Below are 12,831 nucleotides of genomic sequence, written 5' to 3' on the forward strand. Positions count from 1 at the left end.
CACCCCGCCAGCCCACCCACTCACAGAGCAACCCACTGAACAACCCACCGAGCAACCCAGGAGCGTGTCAGACATGACGACCACACCCGCCACCCTCGTCGGCATCGACTTCGACCAGATCCCCTGGGAGAAGTGGCACAAGCCCGGCGCCGACGGGCGCGTGAAGATCGCCTACACCGGTGGGCTGCGGGTCCGGCTGATGGAGCTGCCGGCCGGATTCGACGAACACGAATGGTGTGAGCGCGGACACCAGGGCTACGTGCTCCAGGGCGAGTTCACCATCCACTTCGACAACCGCTCCGTCGCCTGCCGCCCCGGCATGGGCTTCATCATCCCGGGCGACGAACGCCACCGCTCGCAGGGCTCCAACGACGAACCCACCGTCGTGTACGTGATCGACGAGGTGCCCGCGGCATGACCGGCATGGAACGCATCGAGGCCCTGCGCGGCTCCATCGACGGGCTCGACCGGCAGATCATCGAGTTGCTCGCGCAGCGCACGGCCATCGTCATGGAGCTGACCGAGCACAAGCGCGACGAGGCGACCGTCCGCTCCCCCGGCCGGGTGGAGCAGGTGATCGACAAGGTGCGGCGGATCGCGACGGAGCACGGCATGCCGCCCGGCGTCGCCGAAGGCACGTACCGCGCCCTCATCCACGAGCTGACCGAGCTCCAACTCGTCCGGCTCGCCGAGCGGAAGGCCGCGGGCCTCCTCGGCCCGGAACCGGACGCCGAACCCGCTGGCATCGAGCCCGCCGGCACCGGACCCGCCGCCGAGGCCGCGGGCACCGCGCAACCCGCCCGGGAGGGCGCGGCGTGAGGAGCCGCCTCGCGGACCTCCGCACCGCACTGGCCGGGCTGGACGCACGGCCCGGCCAGTTGGTACGGGAGCGGGAGGAGGTCCCGGCCGCGTTCGGGGTCTCCTCCCGGTACGCCCGGTGGGCCGGCACCCCGGCCCCGCCGCCCACCGGCCCCGGCCCCGCCATCCTCTTCGAACGCGTCACCCCACCCGCCGCCGGCCAGCCGCCGCGAGCCGTCCTCATCGGCCTCTACGGCACCCGCGAACGCGCCGCGGCCCTCCTCGACACCACCCCGGCCAAACTCCCGTACCGCCTGCTGGAAGCGGTGGCGGCGCCCGTACCGCCGGTCCCCGCGCCCCCGTCGGGCCCGGCCGCCCCGCGCCGCATCCGGCTCGCCCCCGACCTGACCGCACTGCCCTTCCCGGTCCTCACCGACGAGGACGCGGGACCGTACCTGACCCTCGGCGCGGTGCTCGCCACCGACCCCGAGACGGGGGTGCGCAACCTCTCCATCCACCGGATGTGCGTCCAGGGGCCCGACCTGCTCACCCTGTGGATGGTGCCGGGCCGCGACCTGGAAGCCGCCCACCAGGCGGCCCAGCGCGCCGGCCGGCCGCTGCCGGTCGCCATCCACCTGGGCCTGGCCCCCGCCGTACTGCTCGCCTCCTGCTGCCCGACCTCGCTGGTGCCGCGCGGCACGGACGAGTTGGCGGTGGCCGGTGGCCTCGCCGGCGCGCCCGTCGAGCTCGCCGACTGCCTGACCGTGGACGCGGAGTGCATCGCGCACGCCGAGTACGTCCTGGAGGGCGAGTTGCGGCCGGAGCCGGTCCCGGAGAACCCGCGCGGCCCGGCGGCGACCCCGGAGTTCCTCGGCTACCAGGGGCGGGCCCACCCCGCCCTGCCGACCGTACGGATCACCGGCATCACCGCCCGCGACGGCGCCATCCTCCAGACCTGCTCGGGCCCCGGGCACGAACAGTCGATCCTCCTCGGGTACGGCATGGAAGCCGCGGTCCTGGCCCGGCTGCGCGACCGGGGCGCGCCGATCGCGGGCGTGCACTGCCACACGGCAGGCGGCGGCCAGCTCATGGTGGTGCTCCAGTGGCGCTCGGACCGCACGGCCGCGGACGACGCGGCGATCCAGCCGGCCGCGCTCGCGGTGCTCGAAGAGTTCCGGATGGCCAAGCTGGTGGTCTCGGTCGACGACGACGTCGACCTGGAGTCGGACGCGGACCTGTGGTGGGCGATGACCACCAGGCTCCAGGCCGACCAGGACATCACGGTGCTGCCCGACCGCCCCGGCTTCCCGCTCGACCCGACCCAGTCCCCCGCCTACTCCGCCGCCCTCTCCGCCGAAGGCCACACCGCCAAGACCCACTTCGACTGCACGATCCCGCACGCCCACCGCCCCCGCTTCCGCCGCCCCCACTTCACCCACCCGCCCGCGCCCCACCCGCCCCGACAACCGCCGCCCACCCCCAGCACCCGACCCACCCGGTAACCACCCCTCACCCCTCCCGCACCGCCGCGGCCAGCAGCGCCACCCCCTCGGTGATCCGGGCGACGGACAGCGCCGCGTACCCCATCAGGAACGTCGGCTCGGCCGGCGGGCCCTGGACGAAATATCCGGAGGCGGGGTATATCCGTACGCCGCGGGCGGCGGCGCGGCGCACGATCTCCTCCTCCGACACCCCGCACGCACCGAGCAGGGAGACCAGGACGTGCAGCCCCGCCGCCTCCCCCGAGATCCGCACCTCGGCCCCGAAGTGCTCGTACAGCGCCTCCAGGAGGCGCCCCCTGCGCTGCCGGTACAGCCGCGTCATGCGGCTGATGTGGCGGGCGTACGCGCCGGTGGCGATGAAGTCGGCCAGCGCCTCCTGGGCGACCGTCGGCGTCAGCCGGTCGGTGATCCACTTGATGCCGAGGAAGGGCCGCACCAGGTGCGCCGGCAGCACCGCGTACCCGATGCGCAGCGCGGGGAAGAGCGTCTTGCTGAAGCTGCCCACGTACACCACGGTGTCCCGGTGCCGCTCGGCGGCGAGCGCGGGCAGCCGCTCCGCGGAGAAGGTGAACTCGTTGTGGTAGTCGTCCTCAAGCACCGTCGCCCCGTGCGCGTACGCCCAGGCCAGCAGCGCGCGGCGGCGCCCTTCGGAGAGGATGACGCCGGTCGGGAACTGGTGCGACGGCGTCACGTACACCAGCTTCACCCGCCCCGGATCGAGCCCCCTGGCCCGCACGCAGCCGTCGATGTCGGCCACCCGCAGTCCCTCGCCGTCCACCGGCACCGGCACCACGGAGGCGGCCGAACAGCCGAAGACCTGCCGCAACACGGTGTGGCTCGGGTCCTCGATGACCACCACGTCACCGGGCGCGACCAGCGCCCGCACCAGGATGTCCAGGGCCTGGGTGGCGCCGCCGGTCACCACCACCCGGTCCGGCGAGGCGTCCAGCGCCCGGCTGCGCCGCACCAGGGCTGCGATCTCCCGCCGCAGCGCGGGCGCCCCCTCGGCCGGCCCGTACCCGAGCGCGTCCACGTCCGCGCGCCCGTACGCGTCGTGCAGCGACTGCCGCCAGCGGGCCACCGGGAACGCCGCGAGGGCGGGCGTCCCGTGCCGGAAGTCCAACGCGGTTCCGGCCCGCCCGGCGGGCGGCGGCTCCCACGGCTGCCACAGCGCGTCGGTGCCGTCGGTGTCCCGCGGCGGCTGCGGCGCGAGGACCGGCAGTGCGACGGGCTTCCCACCCGCCCCGTCCGCCACCTGGTCCGCCCGCGCCGCCACCCGCGTGCCCGAACCACGCCGCGCGGTCAACACCCCACGCGCCCGCAGCAGTTCGTACGCCCGGGTGATCACGGTCCGCGACACGTCGAGCTGCGCGGCCAACTCCCGCGAGGCCGGCACCCCGTCCCCCGGCCGCAACTGCCCCGCCCGCACCAGCGCGGTGACCTGATCGCACACCTGCTGCTGCAAGGGGACACCGCTCCCCCGCTCCAACACGATCAACAACGCAGAAGAACCCACGGCCTCCCCCAGCCCCCACCACCCACGGAGCGGCCCCGGACGGGCCCCGGGGTGGGGGTCGAGTGTGTCACGGGGGTGTGTGCCGGGCCGGGGTCCGCCGTCGACAGCACTACGCTTCCCCCGCCTACTAGACCCTGCTCAGCAAGCGCCCTGGGCCGGAGGCCACCGCACCCCACCCCGACAGACTGCGGGTGTTGACGGCCTCGAACAGGATCGCAAGACCGATGTCCACCGCGTCCACCGGACCGTGCCAAGTGCCGCCGACGGACTTCGGAAGGTGCCAACTCGACCGCGTCATCCGCACCCGCGCCCCGTCCCGGCGCAGCTCGTGGCGGCGCCTGCGGCCGAGTTCGACGTACACGTAGTCGCGCCCCAACACCTCGATCCGCAAGGCCCGGGAGCGCCGGGTCAGCCCCCACACCCGCCGCGACAGGTTGCGAGGCCGCCCGCTACCCACAGTTCGCCGTCGGTCAGCGAGGGGCGGCCACCGTACAGCAGTCCGAAGTACGAGCACTCCGCCAGCTGCGGTCCTGCCACCGTGGCCCGCACGCTCACCCCGCTAGCCCCCACGCTGCGCTCCGTCGGGTACAGCAACTCGACGGCGCCCCAGGCACCCACCGTGCCGGACCAGGAATAGGACTGCGCCGTACGCGCGAAGTACGCACCCGACCCCGTACGCGACAGAGTGAAGGTGCCGTCCTGCTGCCCGCCGGGCGTCCCCACCTCGCTCATCGTGCGTCCCCCTCACCCCACCCACGAACCCCCCGCTCCCGCCGGGTCCTGCACCCCCGGTGCAGGGCGGCGTGCAAAGCCGCCTCCTCCTCGGCTTCGAGGCCCTCGGCGAAGGTGCGGTCGCGCAGCGAGATCATGCGGCGGGCCTCGGCGAGGAGGCGCTCGCCGTCCTGGGTGAGTTCGAGGTGGGCGCGGCGGCCCTGACCGGCGAGGTCACAGCGAACGGCGCCCTGTTCCTCCAGCATGAGAATGGTGGCGCGCATGCTCTGGGTGGTGATTCCGGCGCGGCGGGCCAGGTCGCTGTAGGAGAGTTCGGGGTTGCCCGCTATGTGGCCGAGCGCGCCCAACTGGCGTAAGGACAGGCCGATGTCGGCGAGGTCGGATTCGATCTGGCGTTGCAGGTGGTGTCCAGCGCTGATCAACAGCATCACCGTCGACCACGGCATCTCGGGCGCTGTGTTCACTGCGGCTCTCCTTGATGGCGTGCAGGACGGCTGGAATTCCCCACCAGTCTTGCAGCCAAGGGGCCATCACGTACGGAATAGCCGGATTAGCCGGATCGACGGGCTCAGCCGAATCAGCCGGATCCAGCCGATGAGACCGGTGGGGCCGGCTGCATCGGCTGGGCCTCTTGCACCGGCTCGGCCGGTCAGGCCGGCCATGTCGATCAGGCGGATTCGGCGCGTATGCCGAGCCGCCTCGCCGCCCGCTCCGCCACCTCGTCGTACGGCACCCGCTCTTCGGGCGCTATCGCCCTTACCCGGTCGGTGAGTTCGGGTCCTGCGAGTTCGGGGGTTCCGACGCCGAAGAGGGGCTGCGGCGCGTACTCCACCAGCAACTCCATCTCCCGTGCGGCGTCGTCGCCGAAGAGCGCCTGGATCAGGCGCAGCCCGATCTCGAAACTTCCGGTCGCCGGGCCCGAGGTGATCCGATTCCGGTCCTCGACGACGTTCCCGTGCGCCGGTATCGCGCCGTACGAGGCGAGGTTGTCGCGCATCTGGAAATTGGTCGTGGCACGGTAGCCCCGTAGCAGTCCGGCCGCGCCCATCAACAGCGCCCCCGCACACACGCCCGCCACCCACGTCGCCCGACTCCCCCGATCGGCGAGGAACTCAAGCACCTCTGCGTCCTCGAACACCTCGGCCGGTACGGCTCCCGCGTACAGCACGTCGAGATCGGCCGGGCATTCGGCAAAAGTCGTCGTGGCCCGGGTGGGGAAGTTCGGCATCCCCACCACCTCGTCCCGGTCCTTCCACACGAGATGCACATTCACGCCCGGCAGCAGTCCGAAGGCGGTGTGGAACCCGATGATGTCGACCGGCATATATCCGGGACACACCAGAATGGCAATCTCCACATTGCGGCGTACGGATGTCATGGTCATCCTCTCCGACGAGACTTACAGTCAAGCTAACAGTCGGACTGAAAGCCGGATAGCGACAAATTGGCCGCTATGCGAAGGGAGTTGATTCCCGCCTCTTTATCGGGCCGGTGGGACGGCCGGGGCGAAGGGAGGGGGACGAGCAGGAGGAGGGGGGCGCGGGATGGCCGGGGCGGCGCGGCCAGGGGCGGGGGGAAAGCGAACTCCGCAGGTGGGGGCGGTGGGCGGGGGCGCATTGCCCCCATGCACGGCGTACCCCCGGCGCGCGGCGGGACCGCCGGCGCACCGCCCCGAGCCCCGCACCGACCAGCGCGCCCGCGCACGGCCGGCGTACCCAAAGCGAAGCGAAACCGCCCCCAACTCCCGCCCGGGAAAACGCTCTCAGGATTCCCGGCCCGGACCTCCCAGCTCGGAAAGCCAAATTGCCGATCAAGGCATTCAGCTGTACGTCATAATCAGAAACAAGGCCCCCATCGGACTTCTGTCACCGATCAAGGGCCGCAACAAGGGCTTCCGCGGTGGCCAAGGCGTTCTCCACCGGCCGCACACCGCCATTGATGTCCGTGGCGGTGAAAACGTTCCCGGCCCCCGCGCCCCACTCCCCCGCGACGCGCTCCCCCCGCGCCACAGCCTCCCACTGAGCCGCCGTCCCCCGCGCAGCCACCCGAGCCGGAAACTCCCGAGCCCCCGCAGAAGCCGGTCGCAGTTCAGCCACCGCACCCGCCGCGGCGCAAGCCCGTACTGCGGACTCGCACGACGGACTCGCACGACGGACTCGCGCCGCGGACCCGCAGCGCGGAATCACGTCACGCCCCCACGGCGCAGATCAGCCAGCCAGCCCGGAAATAGGCCAGCCGAGCCGGAATTCAGCCCTGCCCGCTCATACCGAACCGGACAGAGCCAGACCGAGCCCATTCAAGCCGCCCGCCGTCAAGCCTTCTTCACCACACTCGACTTGAGCTGCATGGGCCCGAACCCCTCCACCTTGCAGTCGATGTCGTGGCCATCCACACCGTCCGCAATCAGCCGGATATTGCGGACCTTGGTACCGGCCTTGATGCCGGACGGGCTGCCCTTGACCTTGAGGGTCTTGACGACGGTGACCGTGTCGCCGTCGGCGAGCACATTGCCCACCGCGTCCTTGACGACCCGCTCACCGGAAGCCTCATCGGCCACGCCGGTCGAGGTCACGGACCACTCGTGGGCGCATTCGGGGCAGACCAGCAGCGCACCCATCTCGTAGGTGTAGGCGCTGGCGCACTCGGGGCAGGGGGGAAGGTTCTCGCTCACCGCGGCAGTGTAAGTGGCGAGTATCTCAATTGCGAAATTCTGCAATTCATTAGATGGTGTGCGGGTCGTGCCCGCAGCCGGTGTGCGGGCCCCGCCCACGGGCATCGCCCGCAGTCGCCGCACGGCAGCCGCCCCGGCGGTCGCCCCACGACGACCCGCACCAGCGGCTGCCGCGGCTCCCCCGGGCACGACCGCCTAGACGTACGCGACGCCCCCAGCGGGCGCCCGGGTCGGAGAGAAGGGTCGCGTGTCGGTTCCGCTGTACCAGGCCAAGGCCGAGTTCTTCCGCATGCTCGGCCATCCCGTACGGATACGGGTCCTGGAGCTGTTGCAAGACGGCCCGATGCCGGTACGGGAGCTGCTCGCGGCGATCGAAGTGGAGCCGTCGGCGCTGTCCCAGCAGCTCACGATGTTGCGCAGGTCGGGCATCGTCAGCTCGCGGCGCGACGGCTCGACCGTGGTGTACGCGCTCGCCGGCGGCGACGTCGCCGAGCTCATGCACGCCGCGCGGCGCATCCTGACCGAGCTGCTGACCGGCCAGCACGCACTGCTGGCCGAGTTGCAGGGCGGCGGGAGGGTCCCGTGCTGAGCACGGCACCCCACGGCCCACGAGCCGTGCTCGGCCGGCTCGGCGCGCTGCTGCCGACCCGCGCCGACCTCGCGGACGCCACCCGCAACCCGCGCCGCGACCTGCTCGCCGGCCTCACCGTCGCCATCGTCGCGCTGCCGCTCGCCCTCGGCTTCGGCGTCTCCTCCGGGCTCGGCGCCGAGGCGGGCCTGGCCACCGCGGTGGTCGCCGGCGCGCTCGCCGCCGTCTTCGGCGGCTCCAACCTCCAGGTGTCCGGCCCGACCGGCGCCATGACCGTCGTCCTCGTACCGATCGCCGCCGAACACGGCCCCGGCGGCGTCCTCACCGTCGGCCTGGTCGCCGGCGTCCTGCTGGTCGGGCTGGCGCTGGCCAGGGCCGGTACGTACATGCGGTACGTGCCCGCACCCGTCGTCGAGGGCTTCACGCTGGGCATCGCCGCGGTCATCGGCCTGCAACAGGTGCCGAACGCCCTCGGCGTGGACAAGCCCGAGGGCGACCAGGTGCTGGTCGTCGCCTGGCGGGCGGTCCGGGACTTCGCCGGCGGGCCGAACTGGACCGCCGTCGGCCTCGCCGTCGGCGTGGCCGCGCTGATGCTGGTCGGCTCGCACCGGCGGCCGGCCGTCCCGTTCTCCATCGTCGCGGTGATCGCGGCCACCCTCGTCGCGCAGGCGTTCCACCTGGACGCCGCACCCCCCATCGGCGACCTGCCCGCCGGCCTGCCGGCCCCCTCGCTCGGCTTCCTCGACCTGGGGGCGCTGGGCACGCTGCTGCCGTCGGCGGTCGCGGTCGCCGCGCTCGCCGCGCTGGAGTCGCTGCTGTCCGCGTCCGTCGCCGACGGCATGACCGTCGGCCAGAAGCACGACCCCGACCGGGAACTCTTCGGCCAGGGCCTGGCCAACATCGCCGCACCGCTCTTCGGCGGCGTGCCCGCCACCGGCGCCATCGCGCGCACCGCGGTCAACGTGCGGGCCGGCGCGTCCTCCCGGCTCTCCGCCCTCACGCACGCCGCCGTACTCGCCGGCATCGTCTTCGCAGCCGCCCCACTGGTCTCCCGCGTCCCGCTCGCCGCACTCGCCGGTGTCCTGCTGGCCACCGCGATCCGCATGGTCGAGGTCGGCTCGCTGCGCGCCATGACCCGGGCGACCCGCTCCGACGCCCTCGTCCTCGTCCTCACCGCCACGGCCACGCTCGCCCTGGACCTGGTGTACGCGGTGATCATCGGCCTGGCCGTGGCGGGCGTCCTCGCGCTCCGCGCCATAGCCCTCCAGGTCCGCCTGGACGAGGTGCCGCTGTCCGCCGGCGACCACACCGCCGAGGAACACGCACTGCTCGCGGAGCACATCGTCGCCTACCGCATGGACGGCCCCCTGTTCTTCGCCGCCGCACACCGCTTCCTCCTGGAGTTGCGCGAGGTCAGCGACGTACGCGTGGTGATCTTGCGCATGTCCCGGGTGACCACCATCGACGCGACCGGCGCCCTGGTGCTCAAGGACGCGGTGGAGAAGCTCAACCGCCGCGGCGTCACGGTCCTCACCAGCGGAATCCGCCCCGAACACCGCCACGTCCTGACCTCGGTCGGCACCCTCCCGCTCCTTCGCTCCGACGGCCACGAGTACGCGACGACACCGGAAGCGGTACGCGGCGCGCGTGCGCTGCTGGCCCGTACGGGGGTGCTGCCCGGGGCGGCGGAGGGCGCGAACGGGGCGGCCGGGGTCGATGGTGGGGAAGGGATGAGTGGGATCGACGGGGTGGCCGCCGGGGTGGCCAAGGCGGATGGGGCGGGGTCGGGTGGGGCAGCCGACGGAGGTACCTCCGGAGGGGGTGCTTCCGGTGGGGGTACTTCCGGTGGGGGTACTTCCGGTGGGGGTGCTTCCGGTGGGGGTGCTTCCGCTAGGAGTGCTTCCGGTGGGGCCGGGCCCGGCTGCCGGCCGTAATTCCGGGCGCGAACGTCAACCCGGCGCCCGCCCCGGCGCCCGGGCACACCGCCGGCGCCGGTGACGGCGCCGAATCCGTACGCGAGAATGCCGCGCACTGCCCGGCCCGTACACAGCACAGAGACAGGGAGCTGACCACAGCATGACCATCGAATGGCGCTACCGCAGCGAACGGCACCTGGGCCTGCTCTCCGTCGCCGGCTATCTGGGGCCGCACGCCGCCCACCGCTTCACCGGCGCGATCGGCTGGGCCCTGGCCCGCGGCACCGGCCCGATCATCGTCGACCTGACCGAACTGCGCGGCTGGTCGGCGGAGGGCCAACTGGCCATCGTCACCGCGGCCCACCAACTGTCCCTGGCCGGCCGCACCCTGGCCCTCGCCGCCATCCCCGCCGACGGCTCACTGGTCCCGCACCCCGATGCCCCCACCATCCCCGTCCACCCCGACCTCCCCACGGCCATCACCGCCCACGCCCCCAGCCCCACCGCAGACGAACAGGCCCGGGAGTGGCGAACGGCGGGGTGGGAGGGGGAGTAGCAGTAGGGGGCGACGACGGTCGGCGCGGCGGGCGGGGCGGGGCGGCGGGGTCGCGGCAAGGGTGGGGCTCCCTCCCCCAGCCCCGGGCCGCAGCTCAGCGCGGGCCGCCAGGCCCCGACCCAGCCCGGCGTGCCCAGACCAGCGTGCCGGGCGCACCCGTGCCGAAACCACCGCCGGTCCATACGATCCCCTGTATGAGCGATGACGTGCGCAACGTGCTGCTGGGTCTGGTGGCTTCGGGGATCAGCGCCGCGCTGGGCTGGTTCGTGCGCACGTACACCCTCAAACGCGCCTTCCGCAGCAAACTGCGGTTCTTCGGCCTGCGCCCCGGCGAGGAAAGCCTGCTCATCGTGAACGGCAAGGCGGGCCAAGCCAGTTGGACGGTCGCACGGCAGGACGTCTTCGCCCTGCTCGAACTCTCGATGCTGATCAAGGCGTGCAGGTCGGAAGCGAAGATCGTGCCGCACGACGCGCCAGGAACCGGCCTCGGGCAGATCACCGAATTCTGCATCGGCGGCCCGATATCGAACGACCGCATGGCCGCGCACCTGCGCAACCTCCTCCCCGGATTCACCATGGACGTCGAGACGGAATCGGGGCCGCAGTGCGGCGCGTTCACCGTCGGCGGCGAGGTGTACCGCATGGAGCCGGGCCACGTGGAACACGTACTCCTCGCCCGCCTGCGCGCACACGAGGGCGCCCGCCCGATCTTCCTCATCTGCGGCCAACGCGCCATTGCGAACTTCGCCGCCGCACGCTACTTGAACCGCCACCACGCAGACCTGGCGCAGGTCCACGGTGAGCAACCCTTCTGCCTGTTGCTCAAGGTCGTCGACTCCGAGGCGTACGGCGCCGAGGTCGTCCAACTCGTCACGGACGTCACGCAAGCCGCCCTGTCACCACGCCCACCACAGCCCGCGCTTCAGGAGTAAGGAGACGAGGGGCTGGGTGGGGGCTGAGCGGGTGGGTGGAGAGCAGGTAGAGAAGAGGGATCAAACGCGTTTCTTACGCTCCTTGACCGCCGCCCGGCGGGCCTCTTCCTGCTCCCACAACGCCTTCAACTCAAGGGTCCGCTCATCGAGTTGGATCGGCGTGTTCTCTTCCTCGTCCTCGTCCTTCCACAGCCCCTGGTCCTTGAGCTGCTGGTTCTGCACCTCCAGCGGAACCTGCGACTCGAAGTCGCTGGGCCGCGGGCCCTCCGGCCCGTCGGGGCCGATCCGCATCAGCCGCTCGACCCGGGTGATGCGGAACCGACGACCGTCCACGCACACGCTGTTGCTGCGCTTCTCATCGAGCACATCGGCGGCGCGCGCGTACTCCGCCCGCTTCTCCTCGGACAACTTCATCGTGAACGGCGCCATCACCCGCAGCCACGACGCCAACCCGTCCCTGGCCCCCTGCGGCGTACCGTCCGACGACCCGGGGTTCTGCGCCTTCCACACCCCGCCGACCCGCTCGGACACCATGAACACCGCGGGCAGCAGCACACCCCCCGGATGCCGCACCACCGCCTCCCTGGCGTCCCGCCCCATCTCGGGCGGCATCCCGGGCGTGGGCGCGCCGATGAACTGCGCGAGATCCAGCTTCAGCAGCCCGTCGGACATCCCCGTCGCGACGTACGGGTCGACGACGAACCCCTTGGTACGCGACCGCAACCGGTGCGACTCCCCCACCTCGCCCGGGTCCGGGTCGGAGGGGCGCGGCGGCTCGGGCCCGCTCCTGCCCATACGAATGAACTTCGACGCACGCACGATGCGGAACCGCTCCCCGCACACCACGATCTCGTCGACGACCTCGCGATCCATCCGCAACGCAGCCGCCATCCACTCCGCCTGCGCGGTCATGTCCCCGGCGTCCTCAGCCCCCTTGGCCCGCCGCCGGAAGTGGCTCCCCAGGGAGTCCCTGGTCGCCTGCGGCTCGCTGGTCCCGAACTCGCACAACTCCCAACCGCCGGTCTCGCACTCTCTCGCATAGAAGAACTCGGGCATCCCGACCCCCATGAGCTCGGGGTACAACTCCCGCGCCGTCCACGCCTCCTGGTTGGCCAGCGCTGCGACGGGCCCTTCCTGCGCGGTGATCCGGAACGTGAGATAGGCGGGCACCTGGTCTTCGTAACCGTTCATGTACTCAATGTGCCCGAACCCGCAACGCCCCCGCCGGCAATCCGAGGAATCCCCCTCTCCCGTGCAAGCGCCCCGTCCCACCAACACCCCCACCCCCCACTGCAACAACCCCCACACCCCACTCACACGCCCCCTCACGCCCCCGACCATGCAGCCCCCAGGCCCCCCAGGACCACAACAGAGACCGCAGACAGCCACCCGGAGCGCGCCCGCCACCGGCACCGCCTCCACCAACGCCAAAACCCCAGGTCAGAAGTTTCTCTGACCTGGGGTTTCACGGAGCCGCCTTCGGGATTCGAACCCGAGACCTACGCATTACGAGTGCGTTGCTCTGGCCAACTGAGCTAAGGCGGCATGCTGTGGGCGCCTGATTGGCGGTGACAGCGGAGCCAAGTTTACACAGTTTCGCGGGGTGCTCTGTACGAGGT

14 protein-coding genes and 1 tRNA gene are annotated in these 12,831 nt (G+C 72.0%); 7 read left to right on the plus strand and 8 right to left on the minus strand.

The features are described 5' to 3' along the window. The first annotated feature begins 73 nt into the window (after positions 1-73). Genes ACMA1D_RS09845 through ACMA1D_RS09855 form a run of 3 tightly spaced genes read left to right on the plus strand, consistent with a single transcriptional unit; the run spans position 74 to position 2,300 of the window. The gene (locus ACMA1D_RS09845) at positions 74-418 is read left to right on the plus strand and encodes a cupin domain-containing protein (protein ID WP_414723492.1); all 345 of its coding nucleotides are present in this window, start codon (positions 74-76) and stop codon (positions 416-418) included. Continuing rightward, positions 415-819, plus strand: a complete 405-nt coding sequence (locus tag ACMA1D_RS09850; RefSeq protein WP_414723493.1) for a chorismate mutase — start codon at positions 415-417, stop codon at positions 817-819. The genes ACMA1D_RS09845 and ACMA1D_RS09850 overlap by 4 nt, the downstream gene beginning before the upstream one ends. Continuing rightward, a complete protein-coding gene (locus ACMA1D_RS09855) occupies positions 816-2,300 on the plus strand; it encodes a UbiD family decarboxylase domain-containing protein (RefSeq protein WP_414723494.1) in 1,485 nt (494 codons plus the stop codon). The genes ACMA1D_RS09850 and ACMA1D_RS09855 overlap by 4 nt, the downstream gene beginning before the upstream one ends. Before the next feature lie 7 nt (positions 2,301-2,307). Here ACMA1D_RS09855 and ACMA1D_RS09860 read toward each other — a convergent pair whose 3' ends face one another. The 6 genes from ACMA1D_RS09860 to ACMA1D_RS09885 all read right to left on the minus strand — a co-directional run bounded on the left by ACMA1D_RS09860 (position 2,308) and on the right by ACMA1D_RS09885 (position 7,219). Continuing rightward, entirely contained in the window at positions 2,308-3,816 is a 1,509-nt protein-coding gene (locus ACMA1D_RS09860; RefSeq protein WP_414723495.1) for a PLP-dependent aminotransferase family protein, read from the minus strand. Between the two features lie 127 nt (positions 3,817-3,943). Then, the gene (locus tag ACMA1D_RS09865; RefSeq protein WP_414723496.1) at positions 3,944-4,237 is read right to left on the minus strand and encodes a hypothetical protein; all 294 of its coding nucleotides are present in this window, start codon (positions 4,235-4,237) and stop codon (positions 3,944-3,946) included. Beyond that, a complete protein-coding gene (locus tag ACMA1D_RS09870; RefSeq protein WP_414723497.1) occupies positions 4,225-4,548 on the minus strand; it encodes a hypothetical protein in 324 nt (107 codons plus the stop codon). Before ACMA1D_RS09870 ends, ACMA1D_RS09865 begins: the two co-directional genes overlap by 13 nt. Continuing rightward, positions 4,545-5,012 carry a MarR family winged helix-turn-helix transcriptional regulator gene (locus tag ACMA1D_RS09875; RefSeq protein WP_414723498.1) on the minus strand — a complete coding sequence of 156 codons (468 nt, stop codon included), beginning with the start codon at positions 5,010-5,012 and terminating at the stop codon, positions 4,545-4,547. The genes ACMA1D_RS09870 and ACMA1D_RS09875 overlap by 4 nt, the downstream gene beginning before the upstream one ends. A 203-nt stretch (positions 5,013-5,215) precedes the next feature. Continuing rightward, positions 5,216-5,926, minus strand: coding sequence for a DJ-1/PfpI family protein (locus ACMA1D_RS09880; RefSeq protein WP_414723499.1), 711 nt, complete (start codon positions 5,924-5,926; stop codon positions 5,216-5,218). Positions 5,927-6,859: 933 nt separating this feature from the next. Next, positions 6,860-7,219, minus strand: a complete 360-nt coding sequence (locus ACMA1D_RS09885; protein WP_414723500.1) for a zinc ribbon domain-containing protein YjdM — start codon at positions 7,217-7,219, stop codon at positions 6,860-6,862. 247 nt (positions 7,220-7,466) lie between these two features. Here ACMA1D_RS09885 and ACMA1D_RS09890 point away from each other — a divergent pair, with 247 nt between their 5' ends. From ACMA1D_RS09890 to ACMA1D_RS09905, 4 genes are all read left to right on the plus strand, one after another. Then, on the plus strand, positions 7,467-7,808 hold the full coding sequence (locus tag ACMA1D_RS09890; RefSeq protein WP_349992122.1) for a metalloregulator ArsR/SmtB family transcription factor: 342 nt from the start codon (positions 7,467-7,469) through the stop codon (positions 7,806-7,808). Beyond that, complete coding sequence (locus tag ACMA1D_RS09895; RefSeq protein WP_414723563.1) at positions 7,805-9,742, plus strand: SulP family inorganic anion transporter; 1,938 nt, start codon at positions 7,805-7,807, stop codon at positions 9,740-9,742. The genes ACMA1D_RS09890 and ACMA1D_RS09895 overlap by 4 nt, the downstream gene beginning before the upstream one ends. 142 nt (positions 9,743-9,884) lie before the next feature. Further along, a complete protein-coding gene (locus ACMA1D_RS09900; protein ID WP_414723501.1) occupies positions 9,885-10,280 on the plus strand; it encodes an STAS domain-containing protein in 396 nt (131 codons plus the stop codon). A gap of 194 nt (positions 10,281-10,474) precedes the next feature. Beyond that, complete coding sequence (locus ACMA1D_RS09905; RefSeq protein ID WP_414723502.1) at positions 10,475-11,212, plus strand: hypothetical protein; 738 nt, start codon at positions 10,475-10,477, stop codon at positions 11,210-11,212. Between the two features lie 60 nt (positions 11,213-11,272). Here ACMA1D_RS09905 and ACMA1D_RS09910 read toward each other — a convergent pair whose 3' ends face one another. Then, positions 11,273-12,403 (minus strand): DUF5954 family protein, encoded by a 1,131-nt coding sequence (locus ACMA1D_RS09910; protein WP_414723503.1) that lies wholly within the window; start codon positions 12,401-12,403, stop codon positions 11,273-11,275. Between the two features lie 280 nt (positions 12,404-12,683). Continuing rightward, positions 12,684-12,757 (minus strand) — tRNA-Thr (locus ACMA1D_RS09915). Positions 12,758-12,831: the final 74 nt, after the last annotated feature.

It is taken from the genome of Streptomyces sp. 796.1 (genome assembly GCF_047525675.1).
GTDB lineage: Bacteria > Actinomycetota > Actinomycetes > Streptomycetales > Streptomycetaceae > Streptomyces.